Source organism: Pseudomonas sichuanensis, from assembly GCF_003231305.1.
In the GTDB taxonomy this organism is placed as follows: Bacteria; Pseudomonadota; Gammaproteobacteria; order Pseudomonadales; family Pseudomonadaceae; genus Aquipseudomonas; species Aquipseudomonas sichuanensis.
The window spans coordinates 16,351-35,902 of the sequence record NZ_QKVM01000062.1 but is presented as its reverse complement, the minus strand read 5'-3'; the positions used below and the strand labels follow the sequence as shown (position 1 = coordinate 35,902).

General features: G+C 63.4%; 18 protein-coding genes. 5 read left to right on the top strand and 13 right to left on the bottom strand.

Going from position 1 to position 19,552, the window contains the following annotated elements:
• Positions 1–47 precede the first annotated feature (47 nt).
• From DM373_RS24910 to DM373_RS24900, 3 genes are all read right to left on the bottom strand, one after another.
• Positions 48–1,022, bottom strand: coding sequence for a FecR family protein (locus tag DM373_RS24910; RefSeq protein WP_279630494.1), 975 nt, complete (start codon positions 1,020–1,022; stop codon positions 48–50).
• Positions 1,023–1,535 carry a sigma-70 family RNA polymerase sigma factor gene (locus DM373_RS24905; RefSeq protein WP_110996088.1) on the bottom strand — a complete coding sequence of 171 codons (513 nt, stop codon included), beginning with the start codon at positions 1,533–1,535 and terminating at the stop codon, positions 1,023–1,025.
• A gap of 140 nt (positions 1,536–1,675) precedes the next feature.
• The gene (locus DM373_RS24900; RefSeq protein WP_244215132.1) at positions 1,676–3,661 is read right to left on the bottom strand and encodes a TonB-dependent receptor; all 1,986 of its coding nucleotides are present in this window, start codon (positions 3,659–3,661) and stop codon (positions 1,676–1,678) included.
• Between the two features lie 27 nt (positions 3,662–3,688).
• Here DM373_RS24900 and DM373_RS29360 point away from each other — a divergent pair, with 27 nt between their 5' ends.
• Complete coding sequence (locus DM373_RS29360; protein ID WP_244215131.1) at positions 3,689–3,979, top strand: hypothetical protein; 291 nt, start codon at positions 3,689–3,691, stop codon at positions 3,977–3,979.
• Positions 3,980–4,073: 94 nt separating this feature from the next.
• Here DM373_RS29360 and DM373_RS24895 read toward each other — a convergent pair whose 3' ends face one another.
• From DM373_RS24895 to DM373_RS24870, 6 genes are all read right to left on the bottom strand, one after another.
• Positions 4,074–5,771, bottom strand: a complete 1,698-nt coding sequence (locus DM373_RS24895; protein ID WP_110996086.1) for a phosphoethanolamine transferase — start codon at positions 5,769–5,771, stop codon at positions 4,074–4,076.
• Between the two features lie 36 nt (positions 5,772–5,807).
• Positions 5,808–6,131 (bottom strand): hypothetical protein, encoded by a 324-nt coding sequence (locus DM373_RS24890; RefSeq protein WP_110996085.1) that lies wholly within the window; start codon positions 6,129–6,131, stop codon positions 5,808–5,810.
• A 286-nt stretch (positions 6,132–6,417) separates the two neighbouring features.
• The gene (locus tag DM373_RS24885) at positions 6,418–7,761 is read right to left on the bottom strand and encodes a sensor histidine kinase (protein WP_110996084.1); all 1,344 of its coding nucleotides are present in this window, start codon (positions 7,759–7,761) and stop codon (positions 6,418–6,420) included.
• Entirely contained in the window at positions 7,737–8,402 is a 666-nt protein-coding gene (locus DM373_RS24880) for a response regulator (protein ID WP_110996083.1), read from the bottom strand. Before DM373_RS24880 ends, DM373_RS24885 begins: the two co-directional genes overlap by 25 nt.
• Positions 8,403–8,480: 78 nt before the next feature.
• Positions 8,481–8,903, bottom strand: coding sequence for a hypothetical protein (locus DM373_RS24875; protein WP_110996082.1), 423 nt, complete (start codon positions 8,901–8,903; stop codon positions 8,481–8,483).
• A 15-nt stretch (positions 8,904–8,918) separates the two neighbouring features.
• Entirely contained in the window at positions 8,919–9,683 is a 765-nt protein-coding gene (locus DM373_RS24870; protein ID WP_110996081.1) for a COG4705 family protein, read from the bottom strand.
• Between the two features lie 145 nt (positions 9,684–9,828).
• On the opposite strand from DM373_RS24870, the gene DM373_RS24865 reads away from it, so the two are divergent.
• Together DM373_RS24865 and DM373_RS24860 are read left to right on the top strand one after the other, a co-directional pair.
• Positions 9,829–10,539 carry an ABC transporter ATP-binding protein gene (locus tag DM373_RS24865; protein WP_341866403.1) on the top strand — a complete coding sequence of 237 codons (711 nt, stop codon included), beginning with the start codon at positions 9,829–9,831 and terminating at the stop codon, positions 10,537–10,539.
• Positions 10,536–11,330, top strand: a complete 795-nt coding sequence (locus DM373_RS24860; RefSeq protein WP_110996079.1) for an ABC transporter permease — start codon at positions 10,536–10,538, stop codon at positions 11,328–11,330. The genes DM373_RS24865 and DM373_RS24860 overlap by 4 nt, the downstream gene beginning before the upstream one ends.
• A gap of 9 nt (positions 11,331–11,339) precedes the next feature.
• Here the strand turns inward: DM373_RS24860 and DM373_RS24855 are convergent, their stop codons facing one another.
• Both DM373_RS24855 and DM373_RS24850 read right to left on the bottom strand, forming a co-directional pair.
• Positions 11,340–12,749, bottom strand: a complete 1,410-nt coding sequence (locus DM373_RS24855; protein WP_110996078.1) for a hypothetical protein — start codon at positions 12,747–12,749, stop codon at positions 11,340–11,342.
• Between the two features lie 383 nt (positions 12,750–13,132).
• Entirely contained in the window at positions 13,133–14,155 is a 1,023-nt protein-coding gene (locus DM373_RS24850) for a zinc-dependent alcohol dehydrogenase family protein (RefSeq protein ID WP_110996077.1), read from the bottom strand.
• Between the two features lie 208 nt (positions 14,156–14,363).
• Here DM373_RS24850 and DM373_RS24845 point away from each other — a divergent pair, with 208 nt between their 5' ends.
• Entirely contained in the window at positions 14,364–15,278 is a 915-nt protein-coding gene (locus DM373_RS24845) for a LysR family transcriptional regulator (protein ID WP_110996076.1), read from the top strand.
• 291 nt (positions 15,279–15,569) lie between these two features.
• The gene (locus DM373_RS24840) at positions 15,570–16,478 is read left to right on the top strand and encodes a DUF2167 domain-containing protein (RefSeq protein ID WP_110996075.1); all 909 of its coding nucleotides are present in this window, start codon (positions 15,570–15,572) and stop codon (positions 16,476–16,478) included.
• A gap of 540 nt (positions 16,479–17,018) precedes the next feature.
• On the opposite strand, the gene DM373_RS24835 is transcribed toward DM373_RS24840, so the two are convergent.
• Together DM373_RS24835 and DM373_RS24830 are read right to left on the bottom strand one after the other, a co-directional pair.
• Positions 17,019–18,356 (bottom strand): MFS transporter, encoded by a 1,338-nt coding sequence (locus DM373_RS24835; RefSeq protein ID WP_110996074.1) that lies wholly within the window; start codon positions 18,354–18,356, stop codon positions 17,019–17,021.
• 57 nt (positions 18,357–18,413) lie between these two features.
• Positions 18,414–19,484, bottom strand: coding sequence for a C45 family autoproteolytic acyltransferase/hydrolase (locus DM373_RS24830; RefSeq protein WP_110996073.1), 1,071 nt, complete (start codon positions 19,482–19,484; stop codon positions 18,414–18,416).
• Positions 19,485–19,552 lie beyond the last annotated feature (68 nt).

Below are 19,552 nucleotides of genomic sequence, written 5' to 3'. Positions count from 1 at the left end.
CACAGGCGCAGAACATCTCAAGGCGAACACCTTGCAACCCCACCGCCCTACCGCGCAGAAACCAGCGTCCAATACCCACCCATGCGCTCCTCGACCTCCAGCCCATAAGTCGCCTGCAACATCCCCAACGTGCGGCGCCTGTCGCTGATCGGAAACGCACCCGACACCCGCAGGCCTGCGCTCTGCCGGTCACAGCGGATGAACCCTCGCTGGTAGCGCGCCAATTCCCCCAGCAGCTCGTCCAAGCGCATGTTGTCCGCCAGCAGCATGCCTTGGGTCCAGAACGTGCCGGCGCTGTCCAGCGCCTGGTTCGGGCCGACGGCCTGGCCATCGAAATCGGCCTGCTCGCCAGCCGCCACGACCCGGCCCTGCGCCTGCCCGGCGCTGGCGGGCTGCACCCGCACCGCCCCTTCCAGCACCGCAAGATAGGTGCGCCCTTGCCGTTCACGCACGGTGAACCGTGTGCCCAGAGCCTGCATCACCCCTTCCCCGGTCCCTACCCGCAATGGGCGCGCCGGGACGACGATATCCGGCGCGGTCTGCACCAGGATCTCCCCGCGGTACAGACGGATGAACCGCTCGTTGGCATCGAAGCGCACGTCAATCGCAGAGTCGGTGTTGAGGATCAGCTGGGTACCGTCGGCAAGCGTGACATCGCGGCGCTGGCCAACCGCCGAGCGATAGTCCGCTGCCCATCCTTGCCCGTACATCCGCCAACCTGCCCAGCTTGCGGGCGCCAGGGCCAGCAGGACTGCCAGGCGAGTGATCGCCTGGCGCCGGCCCGGATCGCCGGGGCGATCCAGCGCCGACAGCGACAGTGCCGGCGGCAAGCCACCGAGCTTGCCCATCAGCAGTTCGGCACGCGCCCAGGCCTGGGCACGCTCGGCGCTGCTGTTGCGCCAGGCCGCCCATTGGGCCTTCTGCCCTGCCGTGACCTCGCTGTCGCTCAGGCACATCAGCCACTCGGCGGCCTCCGCCAGTGCTTCGGGGTCAGGCTCGATGTGGGGGTGATCGACGCTCACTCAGTCAACCAGCTTCAGGCACTGGAGAAACGCCTGCTTCATGTAGCGCTTGACGGTGATCAGCGAGACGCCGAGCTGCTCGGCGATGTCCTCGTACTTCATCCCGGCCAGCTGCGACAGCAAGAACGCCCGCCTGACCAGTGCCGGCAAGCTGTCGAGCATCGCATCGATTTCATGCAGGGTTTCCAGGATCAGCAAGCGCGCTTCCGGCGACGGCGCCTCGGGGGCTGGCAGCTGCTCCAGCGCCGCCAGGTAGGCACGCTCAAGCGACTTGCGCTTGCACCAGTTGGCGAGGATGCCACCGGCGACGCAGTTCAAATAGGCACGGGGCTCGTTGAACACCGTGACCTTCGACGCCAGGATGCGCGCGAAGGTGTCATGCGCCAGATCCGCCGCATCCATCGCGTTGCCCAGGCGCCGCCGCAAGCGGTTGTACAGCCATCCGTGATGGGCGCTGTAGAGCGCTTCGACAGCAGACAGTCGAGGGGTTTGCACAGGCTGGGCTTCGCTCATGGGGCGATTCTTTTTGTGTAACTGAGAATTGTTAGCAATGCTAAGTTACACCCAGACTGCAAAGCAAGGCCCGCAAACAAAAGGCGCCAGGTTGATGGCAACCGGGCGCCTTGAGGTAATCGCTGCCGAGGCAGCCGAGGTCAGAACCTGAAGTTGGCCGTCAGCTCCGCCGAGCGCCCCGGCGCGACCGTGGCGAACAGGCCGACGTGCGAGGCATCGTAGATGGTCTCGTCGGTCAGGTTGAGCACGTTCAACTGCAAGTCGAGGTTCTTGTTGACCTTGTAGGCCAGCATCGCGTCGTAGCGCCAGTAGTCATCGATGCTGACGGTGTTGGCATCGTTCATGTAACGCTGGTCCATGTAGTTGGCCCCGGCGCCCACGGTCCAGCGGTCGGTCAGGTCATAGGACGACCACAGGCTGAAGCTGTTCGGCGCAATGAACTTGGAGCGGTTGCCGTCGTTGCTGCCATCGCCGCCCGACTTCACCACTTCGGCATCCAGGTAGGTGTAGCCGCCCCAGACCGCCCAGGCGTCGGTGATGCGGCCGGTCACGCCCAACTCGATGCCGGTCACGCGCTGGTCGCCGTCCAGGGCCACCAGCCCGCTGATCGGGTCGGTCACCCGCGCATTGGTTTTCTCGGTGCGGAACACCGCGGCGGTCAGCGACAGCTGCTCGTTGAACACATCCCACTTGGTCCCCAGCTCGACGCTGCGCGATTTTTCCGGGTCGAGGTTGGCCTTGTTGCCATTGAGGTTGCCGGCCCCGGCACCGTCGGCGCCGCCGGACTGGGTGTTCTCGCCCGAGGGGTTGGACGAGGTGCCGTAGGACAGGTAGATGCTGCCATTGGGCATTGGCTTGAACACCACGCCCACCTGGTAGTTCCACAGCTCGCTCGACGACGAGGCGCCGCCCTCGACCCGGTTCTTGACGTCGTAGTCGTCGTAGCGCAGCCCCAGATTCAGGTCCCACTGTTCATGCAGCGCGAGGGTGTCGAAGGCGTACAGCGACTTGACCTCGGTCTGGTACTTGCTGGTGACCTGCCCGGTACCCGGCAGCAAGGTCCAGCCACCGTCGTGCGGGTTGGGGTTGTACAGGTTACCCGGACGACCATTGTTGCCAGCGTGCTTGTCCTTGTCGGTAATGGTCTCGCGGCTGACTTCCAGGCCGGCGGAATAGCTGTGCTTGATGCCACCGGTGTGGAAGGTGCCGAACAGGTCGGTCTGGTTGAGCACCGAGGTGTTGACCACATTGCGCGGGCGGAACCCCCGGCCTACCAGGCCGTTCTGCTCCTGCGCGACGTTGGCGAACACCGGGCGGCTCATCACGTAGTTCTGCATGCTGCGCCCGCCGCGCAGGGTGTTGCGCACGGTCAGCTGCGGGGTGAATTCATGCTCGATCAGCAGGGTGGCCAGGTCGGCGGAAGTCTTGCGGAAATCACGGTCAACCAGCCCGTAGAAGTTGTCCCGGTCGACGTCCGCAGGCTTGTTGGTGATCAACGAGATCGGGTGGCCCTGGTCGGGGATGTCATCGGCTTCCTGGTGGTAGTAGCTGGCCGTCACCCGCGTCGGGCCCTGCAGGCCCCAGGTGATGGTCGGGGCGATGCCCCAGCGCTTGACCTCGACGTCATCGCGGCCGGGGGTATCGGCTTCGTGCTTCATGGCGTTCAGGCGAAACGCCAGGTCCTGCTCGGGCAGGTACTGGTTGATGTCCAAGGTATTGCGCCACAGCTGGCCGGTACCCATGGTGACGCTGCCGGCGATGAAGTCTTCGGCCTTGGCGGCCTTGCTCACGAGGTTGATCGAGCCACCCGTGGAGCCCCTGCCGTTGTAGGCCGAGCCCGGCCCTTTGACGATCTCGACCGACTCCACGTTGAACGCCTCGTGGGACATGCGGCCAAGGTCGCGCAGGCCGTCGATCTGGATATCGGTACTGGCTTCGAAGCCGCGGATGAACGGCCGGTCGCCCAGTGGCGTGCCGCCCTCGCCGGCGCCCAGGGTAATGCCTGGGGTGGTACGCAGCACGTCGGTCAGCGAGGTGGCGCCGCGCTCCTTGATCAAGGCTTCGTTGATGATGGTGATCGACTTGGGCACTTCGCGCAGCGGTGCGGTGAACTTCGGCGAAGACATTTCATCCACTTTGAAAGTCTCGGCCTGATGAACGCCTTTTACATCGGTCGCATCCAGTTCAAGGATTGCGTCTGGCTTGGTTTTGCCGGCATCGGCGGTTTGCGCCAGGCTCGCGGTCGAGCAGGACGCCAGGGCCAGGCCAAGGGCCGTGTAAAGATGTGGGGATTCCGCGCGGCGGGTGGTTGTTGGAGTGCTTGCCATTTGATTGCCATCACCTATGAAATGATGCGCAATCCTATTTGCGAGAATTTATTGAACAAAGTGCATTTACAAAATTTACGCCAAGTAACTTTATATTTCACATATCAAGTTACATAAGTTTAGTTACATATATTTAGTAACATTTAGCGTCACCTATCAGAGCAGCAGCGACAAGGCGTTCATTACCTTGCCGCCCGCTCGGATGACCGCCCTACTGTTCAGCCACCGAACCCAGCGCAGGCAGCTCGCCGGCAAGCTGCCCAGGCTGGCACGGCTGGAACATATCCAGCGCCTGCTGATAGACCGAGGTTTGCACATCCATCAGCCCCAGCACCGAGTGGAACAGGTTGTCATGCGACAACTCGGCCCCGCTGCGCTGCGCCATGCAGCCCATGGAGACACCGCTTCTGGCGGCCAGTTGCTGCGACATCCACAGCACCATCGGCACGTGCGTCTGCTCCTTGGGTGCCATGGCATAGGGCAGGCCATGCAGGTAGACGCCCTTCTCCCCCAGCGATTCGCCATGGTCCGAGACGTAGAGCATCGCGCTGTCGAAACGCGCGTCATTGCTCTTGAGCAAGTCGACTACCTGGCCCAGCACATGGTCGGTGTAGAGCAGGGTGTTGTCGTAGGCGTTGCGTATCGCCTGGTCTTCGCACTGGTCGAGCTGGTTGTTGCTGCACACCGGCGTGAAGCGCTCGAAGGCCGCCGGGTAGCGCTTGTAGTAGGCCGGGCCATGGCTGCCCTTCATGTGCAGCACGACCACGGTATTGCCGCTGCGCTGATCGAGGTAAGCCTGCAGGCCCGACAGCAGCACTTCATCGAAGCACTCGCCTGTGTTGCACGCCTGGGCGATACCGGCATGGGACAGGTCCTCGTTCGGCACGCGATCACAGGCCCCTTTGCAGCCGGAGTTGTTGTCGCGCCAGAGCACGGAAACGCCTGCGCGCTGCAGCACGTCCAGCAGCCCTTCGCGGTGGTTTGCGTACTGGTTCTTCCAGCCCTTGCGCCCCAGGTCCTGGAACATGCAGGGCACGGAAACCGCCGTGGCAGTGCCGCAGGAGCTGACATCGGTGAAACTCAGCACGCCTCGACGGGCCAGCTCAGGGTTGGTGTCCCGGTCATAGCCATTGAGCGAGAAATTCATGGCCCTGGCCGTTTCACCCACCACCACGACCAGCAGCTTGTTGCGCCCGCCGATGCCTGCGTCGGCGCGCTGATGCGCATCCAGGCCCACCTGGACGAAGGCTTCGGGCTTGTCCAGGGCATGCTTGGCGTAGCTGTGCACCGCGCCGAGCACGTTCGAGGGCACCAGGATCAGGCGCACCTCACGGTTGTTGCGCAGCAATGACGCGTAGGACTGGTACTGGGTCGCCAGGATCACCCCGACCATGGCCAGCACCATCGCCAGGCTACCCAGGCGCCAGAGGACCTGCTTGCGCCAGCGTGGGCGGGCCAGCGGCAGGCGCCAGAGTACCAGCAGCGGCAAAACACCGGTCGCCAGCAACCAGAACACCAGGCCGGGGCTGAGCAGGTCCATGGCCTCGGCGGTGTCCGTCTGCAGCATGTTCATCAGCATCTCGGCGTCGATGACAATGCCGTAACGGGAGATGAAGTAACTGGCTGCCGATGCGACAACGATCAGCACCGCCAGCACGGGGCGCAACAGCCGGCCCCAGCACAGCGCCCACAGAATGATGAAATGCCAGGCGAACACGAACAGCGGCAGGCTGATCAGGAACAGCGGATTACCGTTGTCGAAGCCATCGATCGCCCGCCATACGGTGGACCAGAACACCGCGTTGACCGCCACGGTCATCCACAGTGCGACCAAGGCAATGGCAAACAATGGGTTTACACCCGCTTTTATCCGCGAAAACAGCCGGGAAAGTACACTTTCCTTGTTCATCAACCCAATACTCCAAAACAGCTTGGCACTGTCGATCTAATTATGTGTTGTAAGTTTTTGCCTACAAATAAGTGCACGGCATTTATTGATCAGCACCGTGCCCCACGGAATCACCAGGCCTATGCCCAACAACGCGAGCAACAGGGTGTTGTGTTCGGCAAGCTGAAAGAAATCCAGCACCGCGCAGCCCAGCACCAGCGCCAGGCCGGTTGCCGCGACGATCCCCGGATTGCCAGGGTGCGCACGCGTCAGCGGATGGTGACGGATATAGCCCACCAGCCACAGAAAGACCCAGGTCATGATCGACGCCATGAACAGCATCAGAAACAACAGTCGGTAAGCGAACATGGAGTCACCCATGCCAAAACAACCCGCAAGCGCGCAGGGCCATCGTTATAAAGTTCCCAAGATGAAAAACTTGTTAAAAAAGTCTGATGGGAATATTTATGTCGGCTTCATTGGCCAGCCAAGGCGCAGGGGCAGGTTGACGAAGCGGCACGCGTGGCCGCCCGAAGGATGAAGCAAAGCGCTCCGGAGGAGACTGAAAATATCGAGCATGCGAAGACAGTCCTTGTCCGCGTTTGAGGAACCAACCTCACTACTCTAGCTGGCAGGTGGCCATCTGCCAGTGGCGCGCAGCAATTTCTCACACAGGCCAGCGCAATCGTACCTGCCAGCCACGGCATTGGATGACATCCATGAAGCCCACGTCGATGGTCCCTCCTGTGCGCTGCACGATGGTCCGCACGATGGACAGGCCCAGCCCGGACCCTTCTGCCTGATTGCCCTGCCCACGATAGAACGGATCGAACACTCGCTCCCACTCCTGCGGGGCAATGCCGGGGCCATCGTCGCGTACGCAAAGCTCGACAACCCCGTGGGTCTTCACCATCTGCACATCGACATGCCCCCCTGGCGGCGCATGGCGAACAGCATTTTCCACAAGGTTCTTGATGACCGCGCGCAGTTCGACTTCGCGGATAGCCAGGTGAACATCCTCGCCTTCGATGCCGATATCGAGGTGCTTGAGCTCTGCCAACGGCATCAGGTCCTCCAAGACCAACCGGCATACCCCGTGCAGCGACACGCTGCCCGCAGGTTGTGCGCCAAGCTGGGCACCCGCCAGCGCCAGCAACTGCTCGACAAGCTTACGGCTTCTACCGATACCCCGACGCAGTTGCATCAGCTGGGCCTTGGCACGTGCGGACATCGGTTCGGCTTCAAGCCCTTCCGCCTGCAGCGACAAAGCCGTCAGCGGCGTGCGCAGTTCGTGGGCGGCATCGGCGACGAAGCGCTGCTGCCCTTCCAGCGTACGTGCGACACGTTCGAGCAAGCGGTTGATCGCGTGCACGAACGGGCGAATCTCACTGGCCAGCGCCTGGTCATCGATCGGGCGCAGGTCCTGATCTTCCCTGCTGTCGAGCATCGCCGCCACGGCCGCAACGGGCCTGAACAATTTACGGATCAGGTCGGCAACCACCAGCAACAGGACCGGAAACAGAATGGCGAACGGCAGCAACGCGCGCCAGGCGCTCTCCCGCGCATCACGGTTGCGGCTGCCGATTTCCTGGGCCACGACGAAACGTGCACCAGCGGCATCCTTGCCTACCAGCACACGAAAGGGCTCGTCACCCACTTCCACCGTCGACAAGCCATCGGCCACCGTGGCGGGTATGGGCAAGGGCAGCCGGCTGTCATCGCCGTGGCTGGCGCTGGCGCCGTCAGCCAGGAACTGGATGACGATACGGGTTTCCTCGTCATCCCCCACCGCAGCCGGCTGGCTGCCGGCATAGTGGAAGCTCATGCCCTGGCGCAGATACAACGCCGCCACCTGGCGCAGGCTGTTGTCCTGGAACTCCAGCGCTTCATCGTAGGCCGAGACGTAGCTGAAAATGCCAGTCAGGGTCGCCACCAGCAGGATCGCCACCGACAGCGCCAGCGACAGGCGCAATTGCAGCGAGTGGCTCAGGCGCCTTTTGAGACCATCCATCCCAGCCCCCTGACATTGCGGATCACATCCTTGCCCAACTTGCGCCGCAGGGCATGGATCAGAAACTCCACGGCGTTGCTCTCGACTTCGTTGCCCCACCCGTACAGGCGGTCTTCGAGTTCGCTGCGCGAGAGAATGGCCCCAGGCCGAACCAGCAATGCCTGCAACAAGGTGAATTCGCGGTTGGACAGTTGCACGGCTGGCTCATCGAGCACCCGCGCGCATTTGGAGGCAGGGTCCAGGCTGACGGTGCCATTGCCCAGCTCCGGCGCGGCGCGCCCACCTTTACGGCGCATGACCGCGCGCATCCTGGCCAGCAACTCGGCCATCTCGAACGGTTTTTGAAGAAAATCGTCGGCACCGCCGTCCAGCCCGCGCAAGCGGTCATCCAGCCCGGGGCGGGCTGTGATGATCAGCAGCGGCACCGGATTGTCCGCGCCGCGCAGGTGCTGCAACAGCTGCAGGCCATCCTGCCCGGGCAGCCCAAGATCGAGCAGCACCTGATCATAGGCCTGGGTGCGCAGGGCCGACTCGGCGGTCAGCCCGTTGTCGACCCAATCAACCGCGTAACCCGCCGCTTCCAGTGCCGTCTGCAGCGCCTGGGCGATCATGGTGTCATCCTCGACCAACAATATTCGCATGGCGATTCCCAAGGTGAAGCACGTGAGGGAACGATAGCCTTCCAAGCGACCGACCGGAAGGCTGTCGCCCCCAGTGGATCAGCCTTGTCGTGGCCCCTGCAGGCTGTCGAAGGTTTTCAGCAGGTCTTGCATTGCGGCCTTGCAGTCGGCCTGTGACGGCTGGCCGGCACGCAAGGCGTCGAGCGAGCGGTCGATGGCCTTGTCCAGCAAGTGCCAGTCACTGGCAGCACGGGGCTTGATGCCGGCCTCGGCGTCGTCCCAGGTTTTCTCCAGGTCCTTGATCCGCGCCTTGGCGCCGGGCAGGTCCTGTGCGTCGACCTTTGCCGCGACATCCTGGGCAATGCCACGGAACGCGCTCAGGTCGCCCAGCTTGCTGGGCGCATGCACCCCGGCGCTGGCCTGTTGCGGATCATCGGCCTTGGAACAGCCCTGGGTGGCGCCAAGCACCGTGGCCAGGCAGGCGATGGCCAAAGTGGTGGATAGCGTGCGCTTGGAAATCATGGGAACACCTCGTGTCTAGGGAGCAATTCGTTTGGCCTGGACGGCGCCGAGCTGGGCAACGCCGACCAGGATGAAAATCACGCAGAGGAACATCGCGCTGGTCCACGTGGCACCCATGCCGAGGCCGCCGTATTCGCGGGACTGGGTCAACAGGTCGCCCAGCGAGGCGCCAAGCGGACGGGTCAGGATGTAGGCGATCCAGAACACCAGCACGGTGTTGGCCCCCATGCGCCAGGCCAGCAGGCACAGGCCGATCAAGCCACCGAAGATCAGCGTGCCGATACCGAAGCCAAGGCCAAGGGCCTCGGTCGCCAGGTCGCCACCGGCCGTCCCCAAGGCGAAGGTGCACAGCACCGTGGCCCAGTAGAACCACTCACGGCGCGGGGTGACGATCTCGCGGATCGAGAGGTTGCGCTCCACCGCGAACCAGACCGCGAAGTTGCACAGCAACAGCAGCGAGAACACCGCCGTGCTGGTGTAGAGGCTGACATCCAGCACATCGGTCAGGATGTCGGTGATCTGGGTACCGAGGATGCTCACCAGCACCACGCTCAGCCAGTAGATCCAGGGCTCGTACTCACGCTTGCGCAGTTGCAGGGCCAGAGCGCCGGCCAGCAGCAGGGCCATCACCACGCTGGTGATGCCCAGCCCCCAGCCGATATCGACGGCGAGAAAGTCGGCGAAGGTTTCGCCGACGGTGGTGGACATGATCTTGATGATCCAGAAGGACAGCGTCACTTCCGGGACTTTGTTGAGCCAACTTGAGCTCGGTGCGTTCATCGCGGCTCCCTCCTCGGATCCGGTGGTGGTTTCAGGGAGGGACCTTACGGATGAAAACTTAGGTGGGCCTGAGCAGCGACGCTGGTTGTCGCTGGCGGGCTCTGACACACTGCCCCGCTCACCCACCCCCTCGCGAGGCAGCCTTGTGTCGCAACGCCCTTCCCCCTCCGCGCGCATGCCCGCGCTGGTAGAAGCCAGGCAACTGGGGCGAACCAATGCCACCGGGCAGGCACCCTTGTTTGCACCCGCCGACTTCAGCCTGTTCGCCGGTGACCGCGTGGCGATCAGCGGCCATTCCGGCGCGGGCAAAAGCGTGTTCCTGCGCCTGCTGGCGCTGCTCGACTCGCCCAGCAGCGGCGAGATCATCTGGATGGGCAGCCCCGTCACGGCCCAGGCGATCACCCGCTACCGTTCATGCGTGTGCTACCTGGCCCAACGCCCTGCCCTGGTGGACGGCAGCGTCAGGGATAATCTGCAGTTGCCGTTCACCTTGAAGGCCCTGCGCCCGCGCACCTTCGACATTGACGCGGCGAATCAGCTGCTGGGCCTGGCTGGCAAGCCGAATGGTTTCGTCGACAAAGCGGCCAGCGACCTGTCGGGCGGAGAAGCGCAGATCGTTGCCTTGATCCGCGTGCTGCTCATGCAGCCGCACGTCATCCTGTTCGATGAGCCCACGTCCGCCCTCGATCCGCAGTCGGCGGCGGCCGTGGAAGCCTTGGTGATGAACTGGTTCAATGCCGCGAGCCAGCAGCGTGCCTACGTCTGGGTCACGCATGATCACGAGCAGGCACAAAGGATGAGTCGCCGCCAGCTGACCCTGCAGCACGGCACCCTGCTTGGCGAGTACCGCACATGAACTACCAGAGCCTGTCCTATGCCGATCTGGCGATCGCCTCGACGCTGATACTGATCAACGGCGTGCTGTCGCTGCTGTTGAAGCTGCAGCTGGAGCGCCAGTTGCTTCTGGCTGCCGTGCGCACCGTGGTCCAGCTCCTGGCCATTGGCTACGTGCTGGGTTGGGTGTTCCACTTTGCCCAATGGTATGTGGTGCTGCCCTTGGTCCTGGCCATGACCCTGGTCGCAGGGCATGCGGCCGCCGGGCGAGGCAAGCACCGCCATCACGGCCTGCTCACCGACAGCGTCGTTTCCGTCTGGCTGAGCTCCTGGCTGGTCACGGCCGTCGGCCTGTTCGTGGTGCTGCGGATCCGCCCCTGGTACGAACCCCAGTACGCGATTCCGATCCTCGGCATGATCCTCGGCAACACCCTGACAGCGGTGTCCCTGGGCATCGACCGCATGACCCGTGAACTCAGTAGCACCCGCGCCGTGGTGGACATGATCCTGGCCTTGGGCGGGACCCGCTGGGAGGCCGCCCGGGCCGCCGCCGCACAGGCGGTGAAGGCCGGCATGATGCCAACCCTGAACCAGATGACGGTGGTCGGCATCGTCAGCCTCCCGGGCATGATGACCGGCCAGATCCTCGCCGGGCAAAGCCCCGCCGAGGCCGTGCGCTACCAGATCGTGATCATGTTCCTGATCGCCGCGGCATCAGCGCTCGGCACGGTGTGCGCGGTACTGCTGACATTCAATCGACTGTTCTCGCCGGCCCATCAGTTCATGCTGCACAAGCTCTTGCCCAGGCCCTGAGCAGCGCGTTCAGCCACGACGCTGGTGCTGTGGGTCAACCTGCGCCTGTTCAGGGCGTGGCAGGATCCGCAACCACAGGTCGCGCCGCGCCAGCACCCGGGCCTGCAGACTGAGCGGCGCAGGCAGCGTACCAGCGTACAGCGCCCGCAGATGCACCAGTTCCAACCCGCTGACATCCACCAGCCACTGGCTTACCACCGCCGGGCAAGGGCGCCCCTGCAACGCCCGGTGCAGGTAAGGCAAGGCCACCCGCATGCGTGGGTGGCAACGTTGCACATAACGCTCAAGGTTGCGCCCCCGCGCCTCGAACGGCGTGAGCAGCAGGCAGACCAGCTGCTCTTCGCTCACCCCATAGGCCTGGGTCAGGCTGGCCTGCGCCTGCAAGCTGTATTCCTCAGGCCAGGCCAGCTGGCTCTGGCCCAGGCGCTGCAACAACCCCTGTACGCCCTCGCGATAGCCAAGCAGGCTCACATACTGCCCGCGCAACCCGTGCAGATGGGCCAGCGCCAGCGGGTCAAACAGCCCCGCCGGCCCCTGCAGTTGGCACGGCAGCACCTCCCGGCGGCCCAGCATGTGTTCGAGCGAGGCCCCATCGTCCAGCTGCAGCAGGTCATCCATCGCGACCACACGCAAGGGGCGTACAGCCTGGGGAGGCAGTGCAACCTGCACTGACGGCGCAGGGTCGGCCAGCCTGTAGCGCAGTTGTGCCAGGTGTTGCGTCAGTACCCGTGCACACTGTGGCAGGGCCGGTGGCGTGGCATCGCAGGCCTGGCTCAGGCAGCGCCGGGCCCAGGCCAGCAGGCGACGGCGCTGCCCGGCCGGCACGGCTGTGACCAAGGCATCGACGCCACCCTCTGGGTCCGCGCCAGTCAGCGCCTGGTTCAGCCCTTCTGCCAGCATCAGATAAGCCTGCCCCCCGAGCAGTGCATCGGGCTGCCCGCCGCACAGGTGACCGAACAGCAGCCAGGCCTTGCCGGCATCGCCCAACTGCCCGCCTCCACTGGGTTCGCCGACAATCAATGGCGCCAGGCGCTCACCGTCGCTGAGCAGCAGTTCCACCCGTGGGTCGTCATGCAGGAACAAGGCACTGAAACAGCGCTCATGGCTGGCCAGCGTCGCGCGATCCAGCCCAGGCGACCTGGCAATGAGCACACGCAGGCGGAAGGTTGCATGATGGCGAAGGGCGATGCTCAATTGCGCCGCGCGCAGGTAGGCGAGCAAATGGGCGCTGCACTGGTCGCTCCCGTGCAACAGCACCAGACGCAGATCAGCGATCTGCGCATGGCCGCCAGCGATCACCAGCAACCGTTGCATCAACAGCTGAATGGAAGCGCGCTGCGCCTGGTTCAAATGCTCGAAGATACGTTGCAATACTTGTTGATATACAAAGTGCATGGCCTGGTCATGGGTATTGTTCATGTAATCACTCCATCTTTCTGATCGGATCAGATCCAAAAGCAGAGTTTGGCAGATGAATAAAACCCCGATCTTGAAGGAAATTTCCTAAAAACAAGAAAGACAAGGGAGGATTAATACCTCGGTGATTGTCGCCGGGCAGGCTATGAGCCAGTGTCGTCGCGCCCTGTGGTGGCGGTCATCGGCCTGGCACAAATAGGCTGACAAGCCGAAACATAAAAACCATGAATAAGCCGGACAAAGAACACTTTATTGAAGTTGCAGTGGGCTAACTAGCAACTTTCACTACGACATGTGCAAACAGTCTTAAATTGCCGTAGGACACATCCGAAAAAAAGCCCGAGACATTGCTCGGGCTTTTTCATGATGGCAACAGTCGCTGGCGATCAGCTCACCGCCATGTCCAACACCACACGCCCCCCACACGGACATTCGTCCATATGGCGATGGGCCGCGACCACCTGGTCGAACGGATACACCTTGATGATCTGCGGGGTCAGCAGCTGGTCGGCGGTGAACTGGTTGATGTCGCGCAACGCACGCTGCAGGGCAACCTGGTCCTGGGCGATGCCCAGCTCCGGCTTGCCGGTGAAGTTGCCGATGCAGTGCACATGGAACTGGATGTTCTTCTGGAACGCCGCGCAAGCCGGGAACGGCGTCTGGTTGCCACCTTGCAGGCCATACAGCACCAGGTTGCCGCGCGGCGCCAGCACGTCGCCGAGCAGCGACATCTGCGGCCCGCCCATGCCGTCGAGGACCATGTCCACGCCACGTCCGTTGGTGTATTTGCCGACCTGCAGGACCAGGTCCTGCTCTTCGGTGACGATCACCTTGTCCGCGCCCAGGCCGAGCAGGTATTCACGCTGCTCCGGGTCCTTGGTGGCGGCGAAAACCTTGAGCCCCAGGGCCTTGCCCAGTTGCACGAAAGCCGGCCCTGCGCAGTGGCTGGCATCGGTGACCAGCGCGGTCTGGCCGGCCTTGGCCCGGGCCAGGTCGACATAGGCGAAATACGCGATCAGCAACGGCGTGTAGTGCACGCTGGCTTCGATCGGAGTGAGCACGTCGGGGTAGCGGGTGATGGCGCTGCGTGGCAGCACGATCACATCGCCATAGACGGGGTGATCATTGGGGCTGGTGGCCGGGAAGCTGGCGACCCGGTCGCCCACCGCAATGTCGTCCACCCCTTCGCCAACCGCCATGACCACACCGGCCATTTCATGGCCGATGCCTGCCGGCAGGCGTGCCTGGGACGGCGCCAGGTTCTGCCGCCAGAGCACGTCGTACCAGCTGATGCCGATCGCCTCGACGCGCACCTGCACCTCGCCGGCCGCCGGGGACGGTTCGGCCTGCTCCTCGCAACGGAGCACATCGGCCTGGCCGAACTTGTGGAAACGGATCATGCGGGACATCGCATACCTCGCCTGTGTGAATCTCGTATTACCACGGACTTTATCCGGGCTTTGCGCTTTGGGCCATCAGTGGCCGTTAATAGTCGACATGCCTGTCATTGATTGGGCCCCAGGCAAATCTGCGCATTGGCTCCCACAAATCGGTGCAGGGTAACAGCCTTTGGCCTTAAGATTCACCCCTGCCCCACTGACTGGCGAGCCGCATCGAATGAATCGTAACGACTTGCGTCGCGTAGACCTCAACCTGCTGATCGTGTTCGAAACCCTGATGCACGAACGCAGCGTGACCCGCGCCGCCGAAAAGCTGTTCCTCGGCCAGCCGGCCATCAGCGCCGCGCTGTCGCGCCTGCGCAGCCTGTTCGACGACCCGCTGTTCGTGCGCACCGGCCGCAGCATGGAGCCGTCGGCCCGCGCCCACGAGATCTTCGCCCTGCTCTCGCCAGCCCTGGACTCGATCTCCACTGCGGTCAGCCGCGCCGCCGAATTCGACCCGGCCACCAGCAACGCGGTGTTCCGCATCGGCCTGTCCGACGACGCCGAGTTCGCCCTGCTGCCGCAACTGCTCAAGCGTATCCGCGCCGAGGCCCCCGGCATTGTGCTGGTAGTGCGAAGGGTCAATTACCTGCTCATGCCGACGCTGCTGGCATCGGGTGAAATCTCGGTGGGCGTGAGCTACACCAGCGACCTGCCGGCCAACGCCAAGCGCAAGGTGCTGCGCCGCAGCATGCCCAAGTTGCTGCGCGCCGACAGCATGCCCGGCAGCATCAGCCTCGACGATTTCTGCGCCCGTCCCCATGCGTTGGTGTCGTTTGCCGGCGACTTGTCCGGTTTCATCGATGAGGCGCTGGACGAAATCGGCCGCAAGCGCCATGTGGTGCTGGCGGTACCGCAGTTCAACGGGCTGGGGAGTTTGCTGGCGGGGACCGACATCGTCGCCACGGTGCCGGACTACACCGCCGATGCGCTCACCGCCGCTGGCGGGTTGCGGGCTGAGGACCTGCCACTGGACGTGCGCAGTTTCGAGTTGCACATGGCGTGGCGCGGGGCGCAGGACAATGACCCGGCGGAGCGTTGGCTCAGGTCGCGGATACAGATGTTCTTCGGCGACCCTGACAGTCTTTAGGGGCTTCGCGCATGCTTGTTAACTGATCATTTCTGCTTTTTCCTAGGCGTTGTACGAAAAGAGATGTCGCTAACACCGCATGGAACAGTCGCTTTGGCTTGACGAAATGCTGACTGCGTCCAGGCAGAGGCTGGGCACAGAGGATGTCACTGGCTTGACCGCCAGAAAGGAGGACGCGCAAGAGTGTCCCGTTGGCATCGAAAGGTAGACAAGGACACGAGATTCTGGCGATTGGCCAGCTCTTTCAGTTATCCTGCGCACCCAAATTATTTCAAATTGTAAAGGACTACGATGAAACACCTGCGCCAGTTGTTGGCGGCAGTGTTGCTCTGCGCAACTACTTTGCCCGCCATTGCCGCCAGCACTCCCGCGTCTGCGCCAACCGCCAGCGAACAACCGCACCAGACCGCCGAACAGTGGCTGGCCACGCTCAAGCAACAGCACGGCAACATCACCCTGCCCGGCGGTATCGCCAGCCTCCAACTCAACAACGAGTTCTACTACCTGTCGCCGGACGACACCGAGCGCCTGCTGACCGAAGGCTGGGGCAACCCACCGGGCTTCAAGACCCTCGGCATGATCATCCCGACCACCGTCAATCCACTGGCGGACAACGGCTGGGGCGTGATCATCAGCTACAAGAACGACGGCCACATTTCCGACGATGACGCAGCCAAGATCGACTACGCCGACCTGCTCGAGCAGATGAAGGCCGATGACGAGGAAGACAACAAGGAGCGTCGCAAGAACGGCTATGCCGGCCTGACACTGTTGGGCTGGGCCGAACCACCGAGCTACGATCAGGCTACCCACAAGATGTACTGGGCGCGAGAGTTGAAGGCCGAAGACGCCGACCAGACCACTCTGAACTACAGCATCCGCGTGCTGGGCCGCGAAGGCGTGCTGGAGCTCAATGCCGTGGCGGCGATGGCCGACCTGCAGACAATCAAGCAGGAAACGCCAAAGATCCTCAGCTTCACCAACTTCACCGACGGCAACCGCTACGCCGATTACGACGCCAAGACCGACAAGCTGGCGCCATACGGACTGGCCGCCCTGGTCGCCGGTGGCATCGCCGCCAAGGCGGGCCTGTTCGCCAAGATCGGTGTTGCCTTGCTGGCGTTCAAGAAGTTCATCATCCTGGGCTTGGTGGCCATCGCCGGCTTCTTCGGCAAGCTGTTCAAGCGCAAGCGATCCTGATTCAGACCTGGCTCACCCTAGCTGGGTGGGCCACCTCCTTAAAACGAACGTGCCTACTGAATGCTTCCAGGCACCAATGCCGTTCAGGGCACAATGTGGTGGGGCTATCATCCATGACCGTCCGCCATCGACCCTTTGCGGCCAGTCGCTTGATACACCCCATCTACCCAACGCAGCCCTCAGACCTTTCGATTTATAGTCAACTTTGCTGCTTTCAGGACGAACCCTAGGCGACCAATCATCCAGGCCCCCGTGCAAGCCGAGTCTGACGTACATTGAAAGCCATCGACGACCACCCTGCTCCACCTCAGAAATCGCCAATCTCGATCGCCCGCATATCCCGCGCTACCGGGGGCAAAACTGAGGGCACATTTGAATTTTTTCCGCCTGAGAACACTGCCGTAGAGACAAGTCAAAATGTTCTTCGGCGACCCTGACAGTCTCTAAGCAAGCCGGTCGGCTGCTTCGGGCAGATCGTTGCCCAGGGCACAGAGGGCCGTCCTGGGCAAAAAACCTCAGTCTTTGTGCTGCTAATGCCCATCAATGTCGCAGTAACTTACCCCCCTCGAATGCACCACCAGCACACGCCTCATCGATTTCCTCCATGGTCAACTGCGAGGTCTCGCGCAACATCAACGAGCATATCGCCACCAATGCCAACGCCCCCGCGCCATACAATGCCACCCCCAGTGGGTTGTGGTCGGTGAGGATAAGAATCGCCGTGGCAATACTCGATGCCGTCCCCCCGCCAAGCGCCGCGCCGATCTGGTAACTGGCCGAGATGCCCGAGTAACGCATGCTGCGCGGGAACTGCTCGCCCAGAAACGCCGGGATCGGCCCTTGGGTCGCGCCCATCAGCAAGCCCGTCAGGCTGTAGGCGAACAACGCAATGCCAAAGCTCTTCATGCCAACCAGCTCGAAGAATGCGAACAGCCCGAGCGCCATGACCACGGCACCGAATACCATCACCGTGCGCCGGCCCAGGCGGTCGGACAGGTGACCGAACAGCGGCGCGGAGAACACGATGGCAATCGACAACGTCAAGTCGAACATCAGCGCCTCGGTGCTGCCATAACCCACTTGCGTGGCGTACGTCAGGAAGAACGTGCTGCCGATGTAGGCGATGGTGCAGTAGCCGAAGGCGGTGCCCGTGCACAGCAACAGCTGCCGTGGACGCTGGCGCAGGGCCTCGGCCAGCGGAGCGCGGACCGGCTTGACCGCGGGTGCCGCAACGGGTGCCGGCGCCTTGAGGCGCGCATACAGGCCGATCAGCACCAAGGTACCGCCGAGCCAGAAGGGGATGCGCCAGGCGAAGTCCACCAGGTTGTCGTCGAAGGCCGCGCTGACGATGGCGAAGACCGCCGCGCCGAAAATGCCGCCAACACCAATGCCCATGCTCGTGAAACTACCCCATAGGCCTCGCCGGCCCGGCGGGGCGGACTCGATACCGAACAGCGCGGCACCACCCCACTCCCCCCCTGCGGCGAAGCCCTGGACCAGGCGCAGCAGCACCAACAGGATTGGCGCGGCCACGCCGATGCTCGCGTGGCTCGGCAAGCAACCGATGAGGAAAGTGCTCAGCCCCATGAGCAGCAAGGTCGCCACCAGCACCTTCTGCCGGCCGATGCGGTCGCCGAAGTGACCGAACACCAGCCCGCCCAGCGGTCGGGCGAAGAAGCCGGCGCCAAAGGCGCTGAACGCCACCAAGGTAGCGGTCAGATGGTCCATCTGGGGAAAGAACACTTGAGGAAACACCAGCGCAGCGGCGGTTCCGTAGATGATGAAGTCGTAGAACTCCAGTGCCGTGCCCATGCCGGAAACACAAAAGGTCCGGAAGGCGGAACGCGAAGAGCCAGGGTGGGAATGATCCGCATGCATTGTTGTTGTTCTCGTTCAGCGGGTGCCGCCGGCTTCGACTGGCGGCACCGGGTGGGCTCAGAAGGTTTCGAAACCGGCCTTGGCCAGTTGCAGTGGCGTGCCCGCCGCGTATTCGAGCAGGCAACGCTCGGTGTCGATGCCCACGCTCAGCAGGGTTTCCCAGCGCTCGGTGTCAGGCTGGGCCAGGTCCGGGTGGAAGCAGATCGGCGCGCTGTCGCCTTGTGCGCCGCACATGGCTTCGGCCCGCGCGCGCAGGTCGGTGCTGCCCATCTGGCCGATCACCTGCTCCAGGTGGCCCAGGCGGCATTGGGTGTCGGCGCGATCGGCCACTTGCTCGCCCTGGCTCAGGTGCGGGTCGAGGAAGTGGTTGGTGTGCAGCAGCCAGCCGTCTTCACGCGGCAGCACCAGCGCCGTGCGCTCGGGGCTCAGCTCGATGCTGACCGCACGCGGGCTGCTGTCGTCGCGGGAGAACACGGTCAGCACGGTGGAGGCGCTGACCCGCGCCGAACGCGCAAGCTCCAGCGCTTCTTCGACACTGCTGGCTTCCTCCAGCAAGCGGCGGGCGATGGCATGCACCGGCACGCCGCCACTGTCGTTGTCGCTGACGTGGTGGAGGATGTTGAAGTGAAGGCCCAGGCCGGCACTGTTCACGCCCAGCTTGGCCAACATGCCGAACTCGCAGAACAGCTTGACGTTCATGCCGCGCTCGGTGTGCAGCGCCAGCATCAGGCCGTGGGGGCAGAGGCTGTCGTGCCAGTCCCAGGTTTGCAGGGTCTGCGGCGCGCGCGGGCCGCGCGGGGCGTACACGGTGGTCGAGCATTCGCTGTGACGGGTGCGTGCCGCCAGCACCTCGGTGCGAGCATTCAGGCTCGCCAATTGCCACAGCGGCAGACCGGCGCCGCTGGCCAGGCCGATCACTTCCCCGGCCAGGTCCGGGCTCCAGGCCTCCAGCGCGGCCAGGCTGTTTTCGCCGATGCGCTGTGCTTCGCGCAGGCTTACGCCGACCCGCGGGAAGAAGTCCAGGTATAGCTCGGTGGTGGTGCGGATCTGCTCGGCGAAGCGTTCGCCGATCTGGCGACCACGTTCGAGGGGGTTGCGGATATCGGTGACTAAGGTGTGGATCTTCACTGCAGGAACTCCTGGTACAGCGCGCTCAAAGCATCGTTGCGGTTCTGGAAAGAGTGAGGCCGCTGGAT